The 17,664-nt window shown below is 50.4% G+C and carries 19 protein-coding genes and 1 riboswitch; of the genes, 2 read left to right on the top strand and 17 right to left on the bottom strand.

What is annotated here, in order from left to right:
• Positions 1 to 651: 651 nt before the first annotated feature.
• From BLU30_RS10690 to BLU30_RS10630, 13 genes are all read right to left on the bottom strand, one after another.
• Positions 652 to 1,533 (bottom strand): helix-turn-helix domain-containing protein, encoded by an 882-nt coding sequence (locus BLU30_RS10690; RefSeq protein ID WP_090246269.1) that lies wholly within the window; start codon positions 1,531 to 1,533, stop codon positions 652 to 654.
• A 119-nt stretch (positions 1,534 to 1,652) separates the two neighbouring features.
• The gene (locus BLU30_RS10685; RefSeq protein ID WP_090246267.1) at positions 1,653 to 2,570 is read right to left on the bottom strand and encodes a bifunctional enoyl-CoA hydratase/phosphate acetyltransferase; all 918 of its coding nucleotides are present in this window, start codon (positions 2,568 to 2,570) and stop codon (positions 1,653 to 1,655) included.
• 115 nt (positions 2,571 to 2,685) lie between these two features.
• The gene (locus tag BLU30_RS10680; RefSeq protein WP_090246265.1) at positions 2,686 to 3,276 is read right to left on the bottom strand and encodes a M48 family metallopeptidase; all 591 of its coding nucleotides are present in this window, start codon (positions 3,274 to 3,276) and stop codon (positions 2,686 to 2,688) included.
• Positions 3,248 to 3,817: a chromate transporter gene (locus BLU30_RS10675; RefSeq protein WP_090246263.1), complete on the bottom strand. Its 570-nt coding sequence runs from the start codon at positions 3,815 to 3,817 to the stop codon at positions 3,248 to 3,250. Before BLU30_RS10675 ends, BLU30_RS10680 begins: the two co-directional genes overlap by 29 nt.
• Positions 3,814 to 4,374, bottom strand: a complete 561-nt coding sequence (locus BLU30_RS10670; protein WP_090246261.1) for a chromate transporter — start codon at positions 4,372 to 4,374, stop codon at positions 3,814 to 3,816. Before BLU30_RS10670 ends, BLU30_RS10675 begins: the two co-directional genes overlap by 4 nt.
• On the bottom strand, positions 4,371 to 4,958 hold the full coding sequence (locus BLU30_RS10665; RefSeq protein WP_090246259.1) for a 4'-phosphopantetheinyl transferase family protein: 588 nt from the start codon (positions 4,956 to 4,958) through the stop codon (positions 4,371 to 4,373). The genes BLU30_RS10670 and BLU30_RS10665 overlap by 4 nt, the downstream gene beginning before the upstream one ends.
• 31 nt (positions 4,959 to 4,989) lie before the next feature.
• Positions 4,990 to 6,336 carry an MATE family efflux transporter gene (locus BLU30_RS10660; RefSeq protein ID WP_090246257.1) on the bottom strand — a complete coding sequence of 449 codons (1,347 nt, stop codon included), beginning with the start codon at positions 6,334 to 6,336 and terminating at the stop codon, positions 4,990 to 4,992.
• A 153-nt stretch (positions 6,337 to 6,489) separates the two neighbouring features.
• A complete protein-coding gene (locus BLU30_RS10655) occupies positions 6,490 to 6,990 on the bottom strand; it encodes a hypothetical protein (protein ID WP_090246256.1) in 501 nt (166 codons plus the stop codon).
• Positions 6,983 to 7,330, bottom strand: coding sequence for an arsenic metallochaperone ArsD family protein (locus tag BLU30_RS10650; RefSeq protein WP_090246254.1), 348 nt, complete (start codon positions 7,328 to 7,330; stop codon positions 6,983 to 6,985). Before BLU30_RS10650 ends, BLU30_RS10655 begins: the two co-directional genes overlap by 8 nt.
• 59 nt (positions 7,331 to 7,389) lie before the next feature.
• Positions 7,390 to 8,337, bottom strand: a complete 948-nt coding sequence (locus tag BLU30_RS10645) for a 3'-5' exoribonuclease YhaM family protein (RefSeq protein ID WP_090246252.1) — start codon at positions 8,335 to 8,337, stop codon at positions 7,390 to 7,392.
• A gap of 12 nt (positions 8,338 to 8,349) precedes the next feature.
• A complete protein-coding gene (locus BLU30_RS10640) occupies positions 8,350 to 9,558 on the bottom strand; it encodes a pyridoxal phosphate-dependent aminotransferase (protein WP_090246249.1) in 1,209 nt (402 codons plus the stop codon).
• Between the two features lie 68 nt (positions 9,559 to 9,626).
• Complete coding sequence (locus tag BLU30_RS10635) at positions 9,627 to 10,865, bottom strand: sensor domain-containing diguanylate cyclase (protein ID WP_176770912.1); 1,239 nt, start codon at positions 10,863 to 10,865, stop codon at positions 9,627 to 9,629.
• Positions 10,865 to 11,413 carry a V4R domain-containing protein gene (locus BLU30_RS10630; RefSeq protein WP_090246245.1) on the bottom strand — a complete coding sequence of 183 codons (549 nt, stop codon included), beginning with the start codon at positions 11,411 to 11,413 and terminating at the stop codon, positions 10,865 to 10,867. Before BLU30_RS10630 ends, BLU30_RS10635 begins: the two co-directional genes overlap by 1 nt.
• A gap of 186 nt (positions 11,414 to 11,599) precedes the next feature.
• Positions 11,600 to 11,671, top strand: a riboswitch (Fluoride riboswitch).
• A gap of 50 nt (positions 11,672 to 11,721) precedes the next feature.
• On the opposite strand from BLU30_RS10630, the gene BLU30_RS10625 reads away from it, so the two are divergent.
• Positions 11,722 to 12,108, top strand: coding sequence for a fluoride efflux transporter FluC (locus tag BLU30_RS10625; RefSeq protein ID WP_090246243.1), 387 nt, complete (start codon positions 11,722 to 11,724; stop codon positions 12,106 to 12,108).
• On the top strand, positions 12,101 to 12,493 hold the full coding sequence (locus BLU30_RS10620) for a fluoride efflux transporter FluC (RefSeq protein ID WP_090246241.1): 393 nt from the start codon (positions 12,101 to 12,103) through the stop codon (positions 12,491 to 12,493). The genes BLU30_RS10625 and BLU30_RS10620 overlap by 8 nt, the downstream gene beginning before the upstream one ends.
• On the opposite strand, the gene BLU30_RS10615 is transcribed toward BLU30_RS10620, so the two are convergent.
• From BLU30_RS10615 to BLU30_RS10600, 4 genes are all read right to left on the bottom strand, one after another.
• Complete coding sequence (locus BLU30_RS10615; RefSeq protein WP_090246239.1) at positions 12,475 to 13,377, bottom strand: YitT family protein; 903 nt, start codon at positions 13,375 to 13,377, stop codon at positions 12,475 to 12,477. The two genes, BLU30_RS10620 and BLU30_RS10615, sit on opposite strands and share 19 nt — an antisense overlap.
• A 121-nt stretch (positions 13,378 to 13,498) precedes the next feature.
• Positions 13,499 to 13,816, bottom strand: a complete 318-nt coding sequence (locus BLU30_RS10610) for a cupin domain-containing protein (protein ID WP_090246237.1) — start codon at positions 13,814 to 13,816, stop codon at positions 13,499 to 13,501.
• Positions 13,817 to 13,863: 47 nt separating this feature from the next.
• Positions 13,864 to 15,576, bottom strand: a complete 1,713-nt coding sequence (locus BLU30_RS10605) for a hydantoinase B/oxoprolinase family protein (RefSeq protein ID WP_090246235.1) — start codon at positions 15,574 to 15,576, stop codon at positions 13,864 to 13,866.
• Positions 15,569 to 17,623, bottom strand: a complete 2,055-nt coding sequence (locus BLU30_RS10600; protein ID WP_090246234.1) for a hydantoinase/oxoprolinase family protein — start codon at positions 17,621 to 17,623, stop codon at positions 15,569 to 15,571. The genes BLU30_RS10605 and BLU30_RS10600 overlap by 8 nt, the downstream gene beginning before the upstream one ends.
• Between the last annotated feature and the right edge of the window lie 41 nt (positions 17,624 to 17,664).

Below are 17,664 nucleotides of genomic sequence, written 5' to 3'. Positions count from 1 at the left end.
TTCATACGCTTTTTCTTCTGCTTTTGACAATTTCGATGCGGCATGATTCCACAACAAAATCAATCCTAAGACAAGAAAATAGCCAAGGACATACTTTATCATAAGCGTCCTCCCATCTAGGGGGACTTATCCACTAACCGCAACCAGTAGGCCAGGCCTACGCCTGTTTGATTATTATATCATATTTTACTTTCTACAGAAAGCGATATCATCATAGTTTGATTCACGGTAAACATATCATTTACATCCCTACCCAAATATTCCTGAAAACTCTGTCTATGACATTGACGTTATCGGTAAACACCGCATTTGGAGCATCTCCCAGCATATCCGTTCTGACTATCAACAGTCACGGTGCCTCAGAAAAGTTTAATTGGGATAATTCCGCAGAACTTGTCTAGGGTCGCTGCGGTTTTTCCTTTTTTTGTTTCAAGTAATCATTGTATGCTCCGTCTTCACGCTTGGTGAGTTCTGCTGCGGCATAATTCCACAATAGGAATCCACTAGCAAACAGGAAGTATAAAACGATACATATCCACATCTCCCAAAGATACCATTTAATGGATACCTTCTAAATTGAACCGTATTTATCCACAAAAAAGGCAAGCCCCCAACCCATCGGTCGGACACTCGCCTTTTCATTCTTAGCCATTAACCCACGGCTTTGACCCCCCGCATTTCAATATACCCCCGTTCTCCCCGGGGCTCCAGCTGAATCCGGGGCTGGGTATCATCCCAGGTATAGCCAATGACCGACGGGTCGTAACGGTCCATGGCCTTCTGGACGGCGACAATGGCCTCACAGTATTCTTCCTCGGGGAAGGGCTCACCCTGGAATACCAGGTACTGGGCTTCCGGCAGGGTAATGCGGTCAAAGCCCTCGGGTATGGGCCCGGCATCATCCACAGGCACCTCTACCCCCTGGACATAGGTGGAGGTTCCCGGGGTCTTGTATCCCTCGGGCAGCCACAGGCACACGGGCTCCCCGTCCAGGGCATCCATACTCAGTAAGGTCCCCCAGACCTCACAACCCACCTCTTCACAGTAGGCAAAGTAATCCTTCGCTGCCTTTCCCCGCTTGATGATTACCTGCCGGACGGGTTTTTCCATGACCTGGATAAAAACACTTTGAACGTTTTCCATATCGATTTTCTCCTTTCGAAGGGCTCTGAATTTAACACCATAGGGAACAAATAGGGTGATGGGGACGGGGGACTTGGCATAGCTCCCCGGATTGCAGCCAAATTCCCGATGAAAGGCCCGGGTGTAGCCATCGGCACTGCCAAAGCCTAAATCGAAGGCCACGTCGGTTACGCGGCTGCCTTCTGACTTCAGCCGAAGGGCGGAGTTGGAAAGCCGCAGCCGACGAATGTATTCCGCCGGGGTCAACCCCGTATACCGCCGAAAAAGGCGGTGGGCGTACCAGGGCGAAAAGCAGGCAGCCACCGCTAAATCGGACAGGGTAATATTCTCCGCCAGATGCGCTGCAATATAATCCTGCATCCGCTGTACCGCTAAGATCTGTTCGTCCATGTCCTCATCTCCTATGGTATTATTCTAAACCCATTTGAAAAAAATCACTCGACTTCCTTTGCCCTTCAACAAAAAAGCCCCATGACCATTTTAGGCCTGGGGCTTTCAATCAAAGACGTTTATAATCGATCCTGGTAATCCGCCAGCAACAGTGCCATGGCAATACTATTGGCCTTAGCCTGGGCAGAATCCGCACGACTGGTGATAACTGCCGGGCGGGCAGCACCCATGACCACGGCACCGCTTTGGGCATCGGCCAGATAAGTCATGGATTTCCAGAAAATATTACCAGCCTGAAGGTTGGGCATAAGGAGGATATCCGCCTGACCAGCCACCGGGCTCTCAATCCCTTTATGCTCCACTGAACGCTTGGAAATGGACAAATCCATGGACAGAGGGCCATCGACAATACACCCCGTAATCTGTCCCCGTTCATTCATCTTGCTGAGGATAGCGGCATCGTAGCCATCAGGCATATTGCTTCCCACGGTTTCTACAGCACTCAGGCAGGAGACCTTGGGCACAGGGCAGTCCAGGGCATGGGCCAAGGTGGTGACATTGCCAATCATCTGGATTTTATCCTCTAAGCTAGGCTGTACCACCATAGCGCAGTCTGTCGCCAGCACCATGCGGTTGTACCGGGGCATTTCCACGGCAGTCACCGCGTTTAGCAGATTACCGGTGCGCAGACCATAATCCCGATTCAGGATGGCCTTGAGATAAACCTTGGTATGAAGCATCCCCTTCATGATGATATCAGCAGCCCCTTCTTTCACCAGGGCCACTGCAACAGCAGCGGCGGCGTGGTCGTCCGGGACATCCACCACTTTATTTTTAGACAGATCACAACCCGTCGCTGCGGCACATTCCTCAATTTTTTTCTGATCCCCTACAAGAATGGCTGTTCCAAAGCCATCATCATTCATAATCTTAATGGCTTCCAGGACATCCATATCCCCGGCCGCCGCAACAGAAACCACAGAGGTTTTTCCTGCCTTCATGGCCAGTTGTCGTTTCATTTCGTCAAATAAATACATATTTCCTCCCTCGTGTATCAGCGTTTCATTAAAGTTCATAATATCTAACAATAGTATACACAAGGATTACCGTCCATTTCTGCCACTTTTTTATAAAATACAGATAAAAATCAATCTATTTTAGAAGTTCCCGCCGGACTTTATAATCCGGCAATACCTGGGCCACCACCGCGTAAAAATCCGCCTGATGGTTCTGGACCAGAAAATGGGCCATCTCATGGACCACCACATAGGCCACGGCGGCCATGGGCTTTGTGAGAAGCCGGGTATTCAAGGTAATGACGCCCTTCCCCGGAAGACAGGACCCCCAACGGGATTTCATGGTTTTAATGCGCAGGGTGGGATAGGCCACACCCCGGGCCTTAAAGAAGGGATAATACTGGGCGATCAAGGCTTCAAACACCGGGCGGCAGACCGCTGCATCGGGGGGAGCTACCTCCCCTTCAGACCCAAGCGTCCTCCGGCTCAGCTTTTCCACAATCCAGGCCCCTTTGGATGCCACAAAACCATCGATCCGGGCCAGGGATACCCGGGGATCGGCGGATACCGTCACCTGGCCGTCCGGATGGATGCGCAGATTGATATTTTTAACGGACTTCCGGGTGAGGGTATAGGCCACCTCACCCGCCGGGGTCATCACCCGGCGTCGTTGGGATTGTGATATTGCCCGGGCCATCTCACAGGCCCAGCATGGGGAGCAGCCCATAGGCCACTAATCCCGCTGCCGCCGCAATAAAGATCAGTGGAATGGGCCCCACCTTTACTTTGAAATAAGCGACACAACACAGGGCACAGATCACCAGGGATTTAATATCCAGGGCAAGGCTGCCCCCCTCCATGGCAAAAATCTCCACACACAGGGAGTAAATGGCCGCAGCAATGAGACCGATGACCACCGCCGTCATCCCGTAAAGGCAGGCTTGAACCCACACATTATCCTTAAAATGGTGGAAGCACTTGGCAATGACCAGGATGATCACCAGGGAAGGCAGTACCACCCCAAAGGTGGTCAAGGCCGCCCCGGGAAGCCCCGCAATTTTAATCCCCACAAAGGTAGCGGTGTTGATGGCGAAGGGACCTGGGGTGGATTCCGCCACCGCAATAAAATCCGTCAATTCAGACATGGTCAGCCAGCCGTGGTTGACCACCACCTCCTGTTGGATTAAGGGGATCATGGCATACCCCCCGCCAATGGTGAAGAGGCCAATTTTAAAATAAGTTAAAAATAAATCCAGGAAGATATTCATGCGTCCCCTCCCCCTTTCTTAAGTAAAAGGAGCTGCCGTATCACCCCTGCCAGAGCCCCTGCTACGATAATAAAAACCACATTGATGCCCGTAAAGGCCGCAATCCCAAAGGCTCCCACCACCAAAATGGCAATGAAGGGGGTGCGGTCCACATTTTTTGCCATCCGCACCAGAGCCCCAAAAATCAAGACAATCACCCCGGCCCGGATTCCTAAAAAGGCATAGGATACCCACTGGTTCTGTCGGAAGGCCTCATAAAACTGGGCAATAATGGAAATAATCACAAAAGAGGGCAGCACGACACCAAAGGTCGCCAGCAGCCCTCCTAAAACTCCACCCACACGATACCCCACGAAAGTGGCTGTATTCACAGCAATCACCCCCGGAGTCGCCTCTGCAATGGCAATCATATCCATGAATTCTTCTTCGGTGATATAGCCCTTCTTATCCACAATCTCATTTTGAACCATCGGGATCATGGCGTAGCCTCCACCAAAGGTAAAAGCCCCAATTTTTAAAAAGGTGATAAACAGATCCCAAAGCTTCCGACCGCTCATGGCTGTAAATCCTCCGCCGTTAAGGTGATAACCGAAACCGTCTTTTCCTCAAATTCCCCACAGAGCCAGCCTTCGTAGCCCTTTTCAATTCGGACGGGCAGCAGGGTGATATTTTCCACCGCCATATCCTGCTGGATGATGCTGTAATGGCCACGGTCCTCCCGGACAGTAAAGGAGCTCATGGGCAGTGCCATCCCCAAACCCGTATATTTCATATAGGCCTCATTTTGTGCCCATAGGCGATAAAAGACGGCATGGCGGTATTCCGGCTCCATCAGTGCCAGCTCCCGGGATTCACAAGGACTCATAAAGCGATTAGCCAGGGCCATGACATCCTTCTCCATAACGATTTCCTGGATATCGATGCCAATGGCACCGCTGCAAAGGGCACAGACAATATACTCCCCAGAATGGGAGCCATTGAAATGGAACTCTGGAAAGGCGTCCAAATAAGGTTTTCCGTAGGTGTTATAACCAAACTCCAGGGGTTCAGTCACCCCCTTCTTTCTGAGGATGATGGTCATCATCTCCTCCACGCTTCCTTCCTTTAGCAGATCCTTCTTCATTTTATATACTTCAAGCATGTTTTACCTCCTATGCTTTACAATGTACGCCTTAAGCCTTCTGGACAAGGGCTTTATCCTTCCACCCCCCGCTCTTATAGCGGATGAGATTGAAGGCCAGCCCAAGAATCCAGCCAATGGGGATAGAATAGGCAATGGCCGAAAAGCCCAGTACCGATGCCAAGGAATAGGCCGCAATGATGCGTGCCGAAAAGTTTAATAAAGACCCCACCAGGAAATACCCCATATCCCCGGCTCCCCGAAGCACACTGGCGGCCGTAAACATCATTCCCATAATAATATAGCACACCGAAACCACCCGGATATAGGACACCCCGGCATCAATGACCCCCGCAGATTCCACACTGTCTACAAAGAGGCCAATGAGATCCGCCCCCCAAAGCCAAATGGCTCCGGAAATCACTACACAGATGGCAACAACCAACAGGACCGAAGTCCGAAACCCCTCTTCCACCCGATCGTACTTCTTAGCCCCGACATTTTGAGCCGTAAAGGAAGTCGTTGCCAGATTCAGGGAAAGCAGGGGCTGAATCGCAAATTGATCAATTTTACAAGCGGCGGTATAGCCTGCAATAGTGGTCATCCCAAAGGTATTCACCAGACCCTGGACCGCCACCAGGGAAAAGGAAACAATACTCTGCTGGATCGTAGAGGGAACGGCATAAACCACTAAATCCCAAAGCATCCTCCAGGAAAACACACAATCCGACCGCGTAATTTTAAGGGCAGGAACCCGACAGAATACGTAAATGCCGCACGCCAGGGCAGATATTCCCTGGGAAATCATCGTCGCCCAGGCAACACCGGCCACTCCCATGCCAAATTGAAGGACAAAGAGTAAATCCCCGGCGATATTAAGAAGTGACGTTGCAATGAGAAAATACAGGGGTGTTTTTGAATCCCCAATCGCCCGGCACATCGCAGCCAGGGCATTGTAAATAAAGACGAAGAGACCACCAAAACAATATACCACAAAATAAGTCTTGGCATCAGCGAGAATTTCAACAGGGACGTTGGTAATGGATAAAAGCCAATCCGCACCGATAACCCCAAAGACAGAGAGGAGTGTCCCTACGACAAGGATAAAAACCATACTGACAAAAACAGCCTGGCGCATTTTCTGGGTCTCACCAGCCCCGTAGTACTGAGACACCAGCACAGAGCAGCCCATGGACACCCCAATGGCAAAGCAAAGGAGCAGGAACACCAGCGTTGTCGATGCCCCCACCGATGCCAGAGCCCCTGCCCCAACGAAATTTCCAACGACAATCGTGTCGACAATATTGTAAAACTGCTGGAAAAGATTGCCAATGAGCATGGGGAGGGTGAAAAAAATTAAAATCCGGGCTGGACTTCCTTTTGTCATATCTTTTTCCACACCAACACATCCTTTCTAGGCACACCATTTTCCCATTAAAACCCTACTTATTATATATGAGGTGACTCTAAAATACAATTGGCAGACACGAATAATTATGGATTTAACGAAAAAAAGAGCCCGCTCATTAAGAGACAGCTCTTTCATTTTTTCTTATTGGAGTTCCCCAAGCTTAGCATTTAATGTCTGAACATAACCGCCCATGCTATCGGCCATCTGGGCAATTTTGCTATTGGCACTGCGCAGGGTATCAAAATCCTTGGTATCAATCCCCTCAGAATATTCAGTCAAGGCTTCCTTCCCTTGGGTTGCGAGGGTAACCAGTTGGCTGTGAACATCCGAAAAACTTTCCGGAGCCTTCTGGAAATTTATAATTTCATCGCAATCCGCTGTGAGTGTCCCGATATATCCCTTGGTGGTTTCGACCCACTTGGAATCTGAAAGACTGCTTTCAGAAAAGTTTTTCACCTGATCATCCATGCCTTTGGCGGCGGTAGACATACTGGTAAATTTTCCGACGATAAAACTAATATACTTTGCCTCACTCACAGTACCGTTTGTATTTGTCGCACAACCCGACACAATCGTGCTGAATAATAGCGTCGCTAAAATAACGACGCTCCCCTTTTTTATCCAATTTTTTTGCCTATGCATCTTTACCGCCTCCACATTTTTTACAACAGCCATTTTTTTCAGAATGACAGCAACCACCACCACAGTCTCGATCAAACCACTTTAAAAAAGCTCCATTTTCTGGATAATTCCCCCAATGAAGCAGTCCATCATCCACAAAAAATGCCGGCAATGCGTCAAGCCCTTCCTGATCCATCAGTGCCTTTAGGGTCACATTGCTTTCAAACTCGTCTGGATTGGCAAACAAATCATACCGCTCTGTGGTCAATCCCGAGTTTTCCAAACCCACTAATATACTTTGTATTCGGATATCCTCCGAACCGACCTCTACGGCCGGTTTTTCATAAATTTCTAATTTCATGATCCTATGATAACCGACGACCTTTAAGGAAGGCTTAACGATTGTAACCCTCTTTTAAGTTATTTGATTGAAGGCCGATACATTTGGATATTATCTAATCCCCATACCTTTTCAGAAAAGCTGCCAGGCTCCAGTCCCTTTTCAATCTTCTCCATGGTGTTCATCCGGGCATCAATAATATCGATATGGTGCAGAAGCTCCGCCTCAGGGAACATGGGGCGCACCGGAGAGCCGTACTCCGCTTCATAGTGATGGGATAAAATCATATGCTTGAGGAGAAGGAGTACCTCAGCATCGGTCCCTAAACGCTTGCCGTATTCCTCAATTTCCACAATTTCCGTCACAATATGCCCCAGGAGCTTCCCCTCCGGGGAATAATCGGACACACTGCCGTTGGCATCGGACACCATTTCCGTAATCTTTCCGATATCGTGGAGGAGGATGCCCGCATACAGCAGATCGCTGTTTAAAAAGGGATACAGAGGTGTAAGGGATTTTCCGATTTGCAGCATAGACCAGGTATGATACAACAGTCCGCCCTTAATGGCATGGTGAAAGGATTTAGCCGCCGGTACATAGGTCAGCTTATCCTCCTTATCTGAGAGGATGGTCCGGGTAATTGTGGCTAAATCCCCATTCTCAAAGCCATCAATGGTGGCGTACACATCAGCCATCATCTCAGCCACCTTCACCGGTGCCGTCTGGACGTAATCATCCAGCGCCACATCATCCCCGGCATTGGCCTGACGAATCCGGTTCACAATAAGCTGGAGACGACCATTATACTCCTGGACCACCCCCTTGATTTTAATCAGTTGGCCACCGGTAAATTCTTCCTCATCGGCCTCCTGAACATTCCACATCTTGGCTTCAATTGTATCGAAGTCCGCATCGGAAAGGGTCATATTAAAATAACGGCTCCCATTGGCAGCGGTTTTCACCAGTTGGTTTTTAATGAATAAATAACCCAGGACATTGTCCCCTTTTTTAAATTTTTTGATCTTCATTCCAGTCTCCTTCTATTTACAGCGCTGGGGATAAGCCGCTTTGTAGGCGATCAGGCCTTCTTCCAAAGCCTTCATCGCCTTGCGCAAATCCTTTTCGCCCAACACATAGGCCAGACGTACCTCGTCCACCCCATCCCCGGGATGGATATAGAAATCATTGGCTGGGGACAGCAGCACGGTTTCGCCCTGGTAATCAAAATCTGTAATTAACCATTCAATAAAATCGCAGGCATCCTTTATCGGCAGCTTGACCATGTAATAAAAAGCGCCCGTTGGGACTTTGCCCACCACACCGTCCATCTGTGCCAGGCATTCTGCCACAATATCCCGCCGATGGGTATATTCTGCCAGAACCTTGTCAAAAAAGTCGATACCCAGCTTGAACAGCTCCGCTGCACCGGCCTGATCCACCGAAGATACCGCCAGACGCATCTGACAGAGCTTTCGAATTTCATGCATCAATTTTTTATTCTTTGACAGGATAAAGCCAATCCGGGCCCCACAGGCCGAAAACCGCTTGGAAATGCTATCCACAATGATACAGTTCTGACTGATTTGAGAATAATGCCCAGGACTGACATAGGCCATGCCATCGTAGACGAATTCCCGATACACCTCATCCGACACAATGTACAAATCATTTTCTGCCGCCACATCCCGGAGGATTTCGATCTCTTCCTTGGTATAAACCTTCCCCGTGGGGTTCCCGGGATTGGTGATGAGGATGGCCTTGGTCCGATCCGTCACCAGGGCTTCGATCGCCTCCCGATCCGGCAGGCTGAAGCCGTCCTCGGTGTAGGTCTTAATGCCCACCAGCTCCACACTGGTGGCCGAGGCCATTTCCTTGTAAATACTGTAAAGCGGCTCCGGAGTGATAATCTGATCCCCAGGGTTACAGATCGTCAAAAAGGTAAAAAGCAGGGCCTCACTCCCCCCATTGGTAATGAGCATTTCCTCTGGAGAATAGTGCAGATTGTACCGATCGTAATATTTACAGGCCTCAGTGCGCAGGGCGGCTTCCCCCTCCGGCGCAGCATAAGCCAGTACCTGCTCCTTGATCTCATTGACCTTGCGCATGAAATCCGGCGGAGTCTCGATATCTGGCTGCCCGATATTCAGATAATACACGGCTTTCCCCTTTTCCTTGACTGCATCGACCAGGGGATAATATTTAAGCAGGGCTGGCTCTCCCATGCCCTGTACACGTTTCGATGTTTCCATATGACACCATCCTTATTTATAGCATATTTAATCATTATAGCCTTGTGAGTTATAATTATCAAGATAAGCTATCGGATTTTATTCACCCGTTTATACTCGTACATCCGGTGATCGGCTTTCCCCAAATAATAATCAGCATCCTGGCTCCATCCCGGGCTGACCACACTGGTCCCATAGCTAAAGCAAGGGCGAAACCCCCGGACTCCTGTCATCTGTTGGGATAATATCCATTGCCGCTGTTTTTCAAGCCATCCATCAATTTGCTCTTGTTGTTCCCCCATGGTCAATAAAAGGAATTCATCCCCACCCATTCGGCAAATCACATCATTATCGCGAAATCCTCTTAAAGTTGTTGCAACAAGACGGATATAGTCATCCCCCTTATCATGTCCGAAGGCATCGTTACAGGTTTTTAAATCATCAATGTCAATAAAGGAAATGGTAAAATGATAACCTTCGGCAATCCATTCCTCCACCTTTTCCATGCCATAACGACGGTTGTACAAACCGGTTAATGCATCGCGATAAACCATATCGCTCAAAACAGCTTCCTTTTGCCGCTCATCGGTCTTATCCCGAATAACATGGACGATGGTATCCCGGCCGTTCCAACCTAAACGGTGGGAAACAATGCGCAAATAGAGGGCTGACTTCTGAGCATCCCCTTCTATTTCTAAAATCCAGGGCTCACTCTGAGTTAAATTCTCTTCCGATACCTGCCCCAATTGATATCGAATAACATCCAGACAATCCCCATAATGTTCCTCAAAAACCAAGGCCGCTGGATTGAGGTACTGGGGTTTTCCCGTCTTCTCATCCAGCACAATAATGGCTTCATCGGTACTCTCCGTCAGGGAAAGGAACAGACTATAATATTGGCCCAAGATTTTGTTTTGCTCTTCCACCAGATGCTTTTCATCCAATAGAGCCTGGTGCTGCTGGGCCAACTGATCAATCATGGTGTTTAAAATCTCAGCAAACTCTCCCATATAATCGACATGCTGACCATAATCGCCCTTGGGAAGCTGTCTGGCCTGCCATGCAATATGCTTCAGACTGCCTTGAACCGCCTTAAGTGGGGCAGCCAGGGTGTTTTCAACTCCCGGTGGTGTGACATCCAAATCGCCCTGGGCCAGGCTCTCTCCAAAGGCTTTTTGTTCCTTCACACATTGGTGGAGCCAATGAAGCCCCTGGGCTAAAGGTTTGAAGGCCTCTGGTATCTCATCCATATCCAGAGAGGCATAATCCGTCCGATACAGGATATCCCTTAAATATTCAAATAATGCTTTTTCTGGCTGTTTGGCCATTACGATCCCATTCCCTTGTCCATTACTCGCCCCTGGAAGCGGCATACCCGGGCCCCGCTGGCCCAACAGTCAATTTCCTGTACTTTATAGGTCCTTCCAGTGTAAACCGTCATAATTCCTGCGATAAACCCTTCATCATAATTGCAGACTACTTCATCGGTTGGTGGTAGGCCACTGCAATCCAGATCCTCTGCAACGGTTAGGGTGAAGATACCGCTCTCTTCATCCATTTCTTCCATTCGGAGGATTCCGATTTTAAGCTCCTGGAAAATTCGCTGGAGTTCTGCCAGAAACGTTCCAAGGGGTGCATCCAGGGGTAGCATATTCTTTGCAAATTCTGTGCCGGCTAAATGACCCGCATCCCGAAAAACATCATCCGCCCCTTCTGTCCCCAGCTTATCCGTGAGGATATGATTCATACTGTATTCCAACAGGCGATAGACCAAAACCGGCATGGATTCCCCTAGATTTTTTCGTCCGTCTTTGATATTCCCAAGCTTATCCCAGGTAAAACGGTTATGGGGTCCTTGTAAAAAAATATTTGACATATCCACCCTCGTTTCTACTGTACTTCTTTAATGTCTTTTATTGATGTCCCTATTATACACTGTTTCACCCTATTTATTAAGGCTGTCTTTACTTTTTACCCTATAATTCCCATTGAAATGGATTTAACGGTATTTTTCTTAATGAAAATGCCAGAAAATTTGACAGACTTTTTCAAATTTGTTAGGCTTTTAAATGGGAATGAAGATCTCCCACGACATCTGTCGAAACCGCCAAGGGCTGATGGCTTCTACCATAAGTGGAAGCATCAGCCCTTTTTGTATTGTCTTAGAATGGGAGGCGAATTTTTTTGCAAATTTTATGGATTTTTTGTATGGGAATTGCCGGTGCCGCCAGTCGGTATGCACTGGGCCTGTTTCTGAAGCCGATGATCCCCTGGCCCACACTGGTCATCAATTTTTTAGGCTGTGTCTTACTCGAGGTCATCTACCAATGTATGCCAGAACATACCCAAGGAGCTAAGAAACTCAAAACGGCCCTGGGTGTTGGGTTTATTGGTGCCTTTACCACCTTCTCGACCTTTTGTAATGAAGCCCTGGGCTTTTTACAAAGCGGCCATTTCCTCTTGGCCTTAGCCTATGCTGCCAGCGGGATGCTCAGCGGTCTATTGGGGATTGCCCTGGGCATCGCCACCGGGCAGCGCTTAACGAAAGGCCGGGTTCGGATCGATGGGTGATTATAATGGCCTGGCACTTTTTTTCGTGGGTCTTGGAGGTGGCTTCGGTGCTATCCTGCGCTACAGCATCACCTGTCTCCTCTCCACCCATAACGGTGGCCGTTTTCCCCTGGCCACCTTTTTAATTAACAGCATTGGAACCCTTTGTCTGGGATTCTTATCCGGTTTCGGTGCCGGGGATATCAAGCTCTTATTTCTGGGCACGGGGTTGATGGGTGGCTTCACCACCTTTTCGACCTTCAACCATGAGATTCTCCGTATTCACGGAGATGGACATCCTTATCACGCTGGTCTTTACGCCATCCTTACCCTTTCTGCCGGCCTTGCTCTGGGGTTTCTGGGAATGGCCCTGGGCTGTATGGCCTTTTATTCCGTTGGCTTTTGATAAAAATACCCCTGGATTTCCTGGGTCCGGATGGAATTCACAAAGGCGTTGGGATCAATCCTTCGCATTTCATTCATAATCTGCTTAACCTCTCCCCTGGAGACGATGGAGTACACCATATTGCGCTCCACCAATTCATAAGAGCCCACGCCATTTAAAATGGTGGCCCCATGACGGCTAATGGCATAAATGGCCTGGCAAACCTCCTGGGGTTTTTCTGTTAGAATGAAAAGGGTCTGTTGCTGGTACTTATGGTACAGGGTCGTGATTACCTGGGTAAAGGCATATTGGAAGATCATGGAATAGAGTGCCTGATCCCATCCAAAGAGAACCCCTGCCAGCATCAGAATAACAACATTAAATCCCAGAATGATATTCCAGGCATCCATTCCCTTTCTGAGGGACAGATAAATGGAGATAAAATCCATTCCGCCTGCAGTTGCGTCTACCCATAGGCATAGAACCGAGGCAAAGCCACCGATGACCCCACCAAAAATACTGATTAAGAGGACATCATAGGTAATAACATAGGTGGGAATCATGTCCGTGATCACGGCCGCCAGCACAATGGTATAGCATGAATAAGCCGTAAACTTCTTCCCGAGATATCGAAAGCCGATATACACCGGAATGGCATTGAGCAAGATATTAATGGGTGTGTAGCCGATGGCCGTGTTAAAATAAGTGGCCGCAATCCGTTGAATCAAAAGGGTAATCCCACCAACACCCCCGGGGAATAAGTTCCCCGCACTGATGAAGGTCTTTGTATTCACTGCGGTAAGAACGGCTGACATCGTCAAGAGGATCATCCGGAAGGCGATTTTTCTCGCTTTGTCTATTGGTTCCTGGTGTTTGTGATAAAAACCCTTTACTTGTTGTTTCATTTTTCCGCTTCTCCATTCTATTTTACATTGCCCTTATTATCCCACGATAACTCCCTTTTGGCAATGCAGGTATCCTGCTTTCTGCTTCTGTTCCCTTACGAAAAAATGAACAGCCAAAACCTTACTTTCCTACTAACATCCAGACCAAAACACAATCCGCATCCGAATCATTGAAGCTGGAATGGGATTCACCCGCCGGGATAAATCCACTGCAGCCAGCAGTCATGGTGGATACCACACCCTCTTCGGTTTTACATTTAACCTCTCCTGACAGAATATAGGAATATTCGTCAGCGTCGTGGGCGGCAAAGGGGACTACGGTCCCCGGGGGGAAGACCGCATGACCCATGGTGGCATTGCCTTCATCAAATAAAGTAGTCATGGCGACGCCATCCTCCCGGATCAGGGTCGTCATGCATTCCGGTGTCATTACCTTCATAATCGCTCCTTCTTTTATCAACTCAAACCGCTAAAACACCACCGGACCTAGCGACAAAGGGCCGTGACCTCAAAGCTCTTGGGATCGACGATAACGCCATAGTCGGACTTGGCCTGGGCCGGGGTAATATAACCGCCCCGAACATCCTCAGCCACCCGCTTGGGATCCCGTTTCATGGGATCGCCGTAGCCTCCGCCGGTGCAGGTCACCATCCGGACGCTATCGTTCTTATTCATCACCCGACGGGCTGCCATGGCTTGGGGCGGATGTTCCGTACCGTCGGCATCGATGAAGACGAAATAATTAATACTGCCGTCTGCCCCGCCATTGGAGCCCCAGGCCGGGTAACGGTTCCGCCCAAAGGAAGCAGTGAAGGATTCGCCGTCATTCATGGCCCGGTAGGTCCGCACCGCACCGCTGCCGCCCCGGAATTCCCCGGCACCGGCACCATCGGTGTGGAGGCTGTATTCATCCACCTGGATACCATAACGGGTCTCTGCCATTTCCACCGGGACATTGTAGGTCTCACCATCCCCCACACAGAACTGGCCAACTTCCCCATCCTTGCCCTGGGAGGCCCCCCAGCCACCACCGGTGGGCTCGATGATCAGGAAGGATTCGCCAGTGTCCTGGTGGAGGCCCCCCATGACTACCGCACACACTGACAGCATATGGCCGGCACCCAAATATTCTGGAAAAATGGGTGCCAGGGCCTTCCACACCACATCCGTGGCGTAGATCATACATTCGTAGTAACAGGAGGTGGGGGCCGGGCGGGTACAATGGGTCACGCTGTTTTCCTCAGCAATGACCCGCATGGGCCGGAACACCCCATCGTTCACCTCCATGGAGGGATTGATAATGGACATATAGGCCACCTTCACCCCACAGCACAAGGAGCTGTATCCCGTGTTCACCGGACTGGCCACCTGGGGGGAGCTGCCGGTGAAATCCACCAGGAATTCATCCTCGGTAATGGTAATCTTCACCTTCAAACGCACGGGATTGCCATGACCGTCATCATCCATGAATTCTTCCATCTCCCAGGTCCCCTTGGGCATTTCCTTGAGACGCTTCCGGGCCAGCAGCTCACCCTGGTCCAACAGACGGGCCATGGAGCTTTTCACGGTTTCCACACCGTATTTATCACAGAGTTCACCCACCCGCTTATAGCCAGTGCGCAGGGAAGCAATCTGTCCCCACATATCTCCCGTAGCCACATCCGGGAAGCGGGTGTTGCTGCGAATGATGGTGTGGAGGATGGGCGACAGCTCACCGGCATCCACCAGTTTAAGGGCGCTGAAGCACAATCCCTCCTGGAAGACCTCCGTGGAGTCGGTGGTGAAGGAACCGGGAGCCATGCCCCCCACATCCGTCCAATGGGCCTTGTTCCCCACGAATCCAATGAGCTCCTCTTCGTAGAAGATGGGCATCACCATGCCGATGTCTGACAGATGCGTTCCCCCGCCCATGTAGGGATCATTGATGATGTACACATCCCCGGGCTTCATGTTCTCCTTGCCGTGGACAGCAATCACTTCCCCAATCATGGGGGCAATGAGTCCGATGAAGCCGCAGGCCCCGTTACCCTGGGTGAGCAGCTGCCCATCGGCATCGGTGATTCCGCTGGCGTAATCCAGGGTTTCATAAATAATGGGACTCATAGAGGTCCGGGCGAAGGCGTAGAACACCTCATTACTGATGGCAATCAGTGAGTCTTTTACAATATCCAGAGTAATGCTATCCACCGGCTTAGTCATGTTTGTCCTCCTTCATTTCAATCATCAAATTACCGTAGATATCCACCGTCACCTGTTGATCCGGCCCCACCACGGTAGACGCCGTGGGTTCCTCCACCACGGCTGGTCCGCTGATTCGGGCTCCGGCCCCCAGGGCAAGACGATCGTAGACTGCCGCCTGAATAAAGCCGCTATCCTCAAAATAGATATCCCGTTCTGATTTCCTGGCTTGGGCCACATCGCCCTGCTGCTTAGCAATCTGTGGCAGCTCCAGCTTTTCCTGACGACCGTAGGCCACCAGATGGAGGTTGACGATTTCCGTGGGCGTCCCCTCCAATTTGAAGGTATAAAAGTGTTCGTGGGTTTCGTGGAATTGTTCCACCAGCGCCGCTTTATCCGCCTCACTCCAGGGAACCGGCGGCGCATCCACGCTAACGGTGTGTTCCTGTCCGAGGTAACGCATATCGGCCACAAATTTCAGTAAGATATTTTCCCGTGTCACCCCCTGGGCCATGAGCCCGGCCTTCGCCTCCTCAATCAGGGGCTGCCACCAGCTGTTGAGGGTCTCCACCGGGGTGTCCTTCATTCGGCTGATCTTTGTTTGGATATAATCGTTACGCTGATCGGCCATGAGCATCCCCCAGGCTGAGAAGACCGAGGCTGCCGACGGAATAATAACCCGCCGCACGCCAAGCTCCTTGGCCAGGTAGGCGCTGTGCATGGGGCCGCCACCACCAAAGGCCACCATGGCAAAATCCCGGGGATCATATCCCCGGCGAACGGAAATTAGCTTCAGGGCGTTGAGCATATTGGCATCGGCCACACGGATGATGCTCATGGCAGCCTCCAGAGCCGTCATCCCCAGGGGTGTCCCCACCTTATCCAGGATGGCGGTCTCCACCGCCGCCATATCCACTTGATTATCAAAATTATCCGGAGATAAGCGACCCGTCAGAAGACAGGCATCTGTCGTTGTGGGATTGCTACTGCCATTGCCGTAGGCCACAGGTCCAGGCATGGCACCGGCTGATTGAGGGCCCACCTTCAGGGAGCCGGCATCATCAATCCAGGCGATGGACCCCCCGCCATTACCGATTTCCACGATATCCACCACCGGGGCCATAACGGGATAGCCCGCATAGCTTTCGGTCCGCTCAATCCGGTACTCGGTACTGACTTTGAGCTGCCCCTTATCGATGAGGGAACATTTGGCGGTCGTTCCCCCAATATCAAAGGCAATGATATTGGGCTCGCCAACGGCATCCCCCACCACAGCTGCACCAAAGACCCCAGCCACCGGTCCGGATTCCACCATGTTGATGGGACTGATCTTGCTCTGCTCAAAGGTGGTGGTTCCCCCGTTGCTCTTCATAATGTATTTGGGGCAATCCACCCCCAAGGCTTTCAGTTCCCCCTCCAGGCGGTCCACATAGGAGGATGCGGTGGGCATCACGTAGGCATTAAGGGCGATGGTAGAGGTCCGCTCATACTCCCGCCATTCCAGGGTAACATCCCGGGATGCCGTGACGAATACCTCGGGCCACAGCTCATGGATCCGGGCCACGGTACGCTGCTCGTGGGCATCATTGGCATAGGCATGGAGCATACACACCGCAATGGATTCAACCCCCTGCTCCCTGAGATAGGCCACTGCGCCATCGATATCATCCTCGACCAGGGGCGTCATAACCTCACCCTTATAGGACATGCGCTCCTCAACCTCACACCGCAAATGGCGGGGAATGAAGGGGCGGGGCTTGGCGAAGACCAGATTGAACAAATCCGGCCGATTGCACCGGGCAATTTCCAGGACATCCCGAAAGCCCTTGGTGGTAATCAGCCCGGTTTTAGCGCCCTTTCGCTCCGTCAAGGCATTGATAACCGTGGTGGTTCCGTGGAAGAACAGCTCGATTTCCGCTGTGGAAATCCCACTTTTTTTAATGACATCAATAACACCCTTTTCAAAGCGGGGTGGGGTGGTGTGGCTTTTCTCAAAGAAAACCCCACGTTCACCATCCAGAACAACCAGATCCGTAAAGGTACCGCCGATATCGGTTGCAATTCTCATTTTGACCTCCCATACTCCATCATTTGTTGTAATAATTGATA

It is taken from the genome of Eubacterium barkeri (assembly GCF_900107125.1).
Lineage (GTDB): Bacteria > Bacillota > Clostridia > Eubacteriales > Eubacteriaceae > Eubacterium_O > Eubacterium_O barkeri.
The sequence above is the reverse complement of the archived record's forward strand: the minus strand, read 5'-3'. Positions and strand labels throughout refer to the sequence as shown.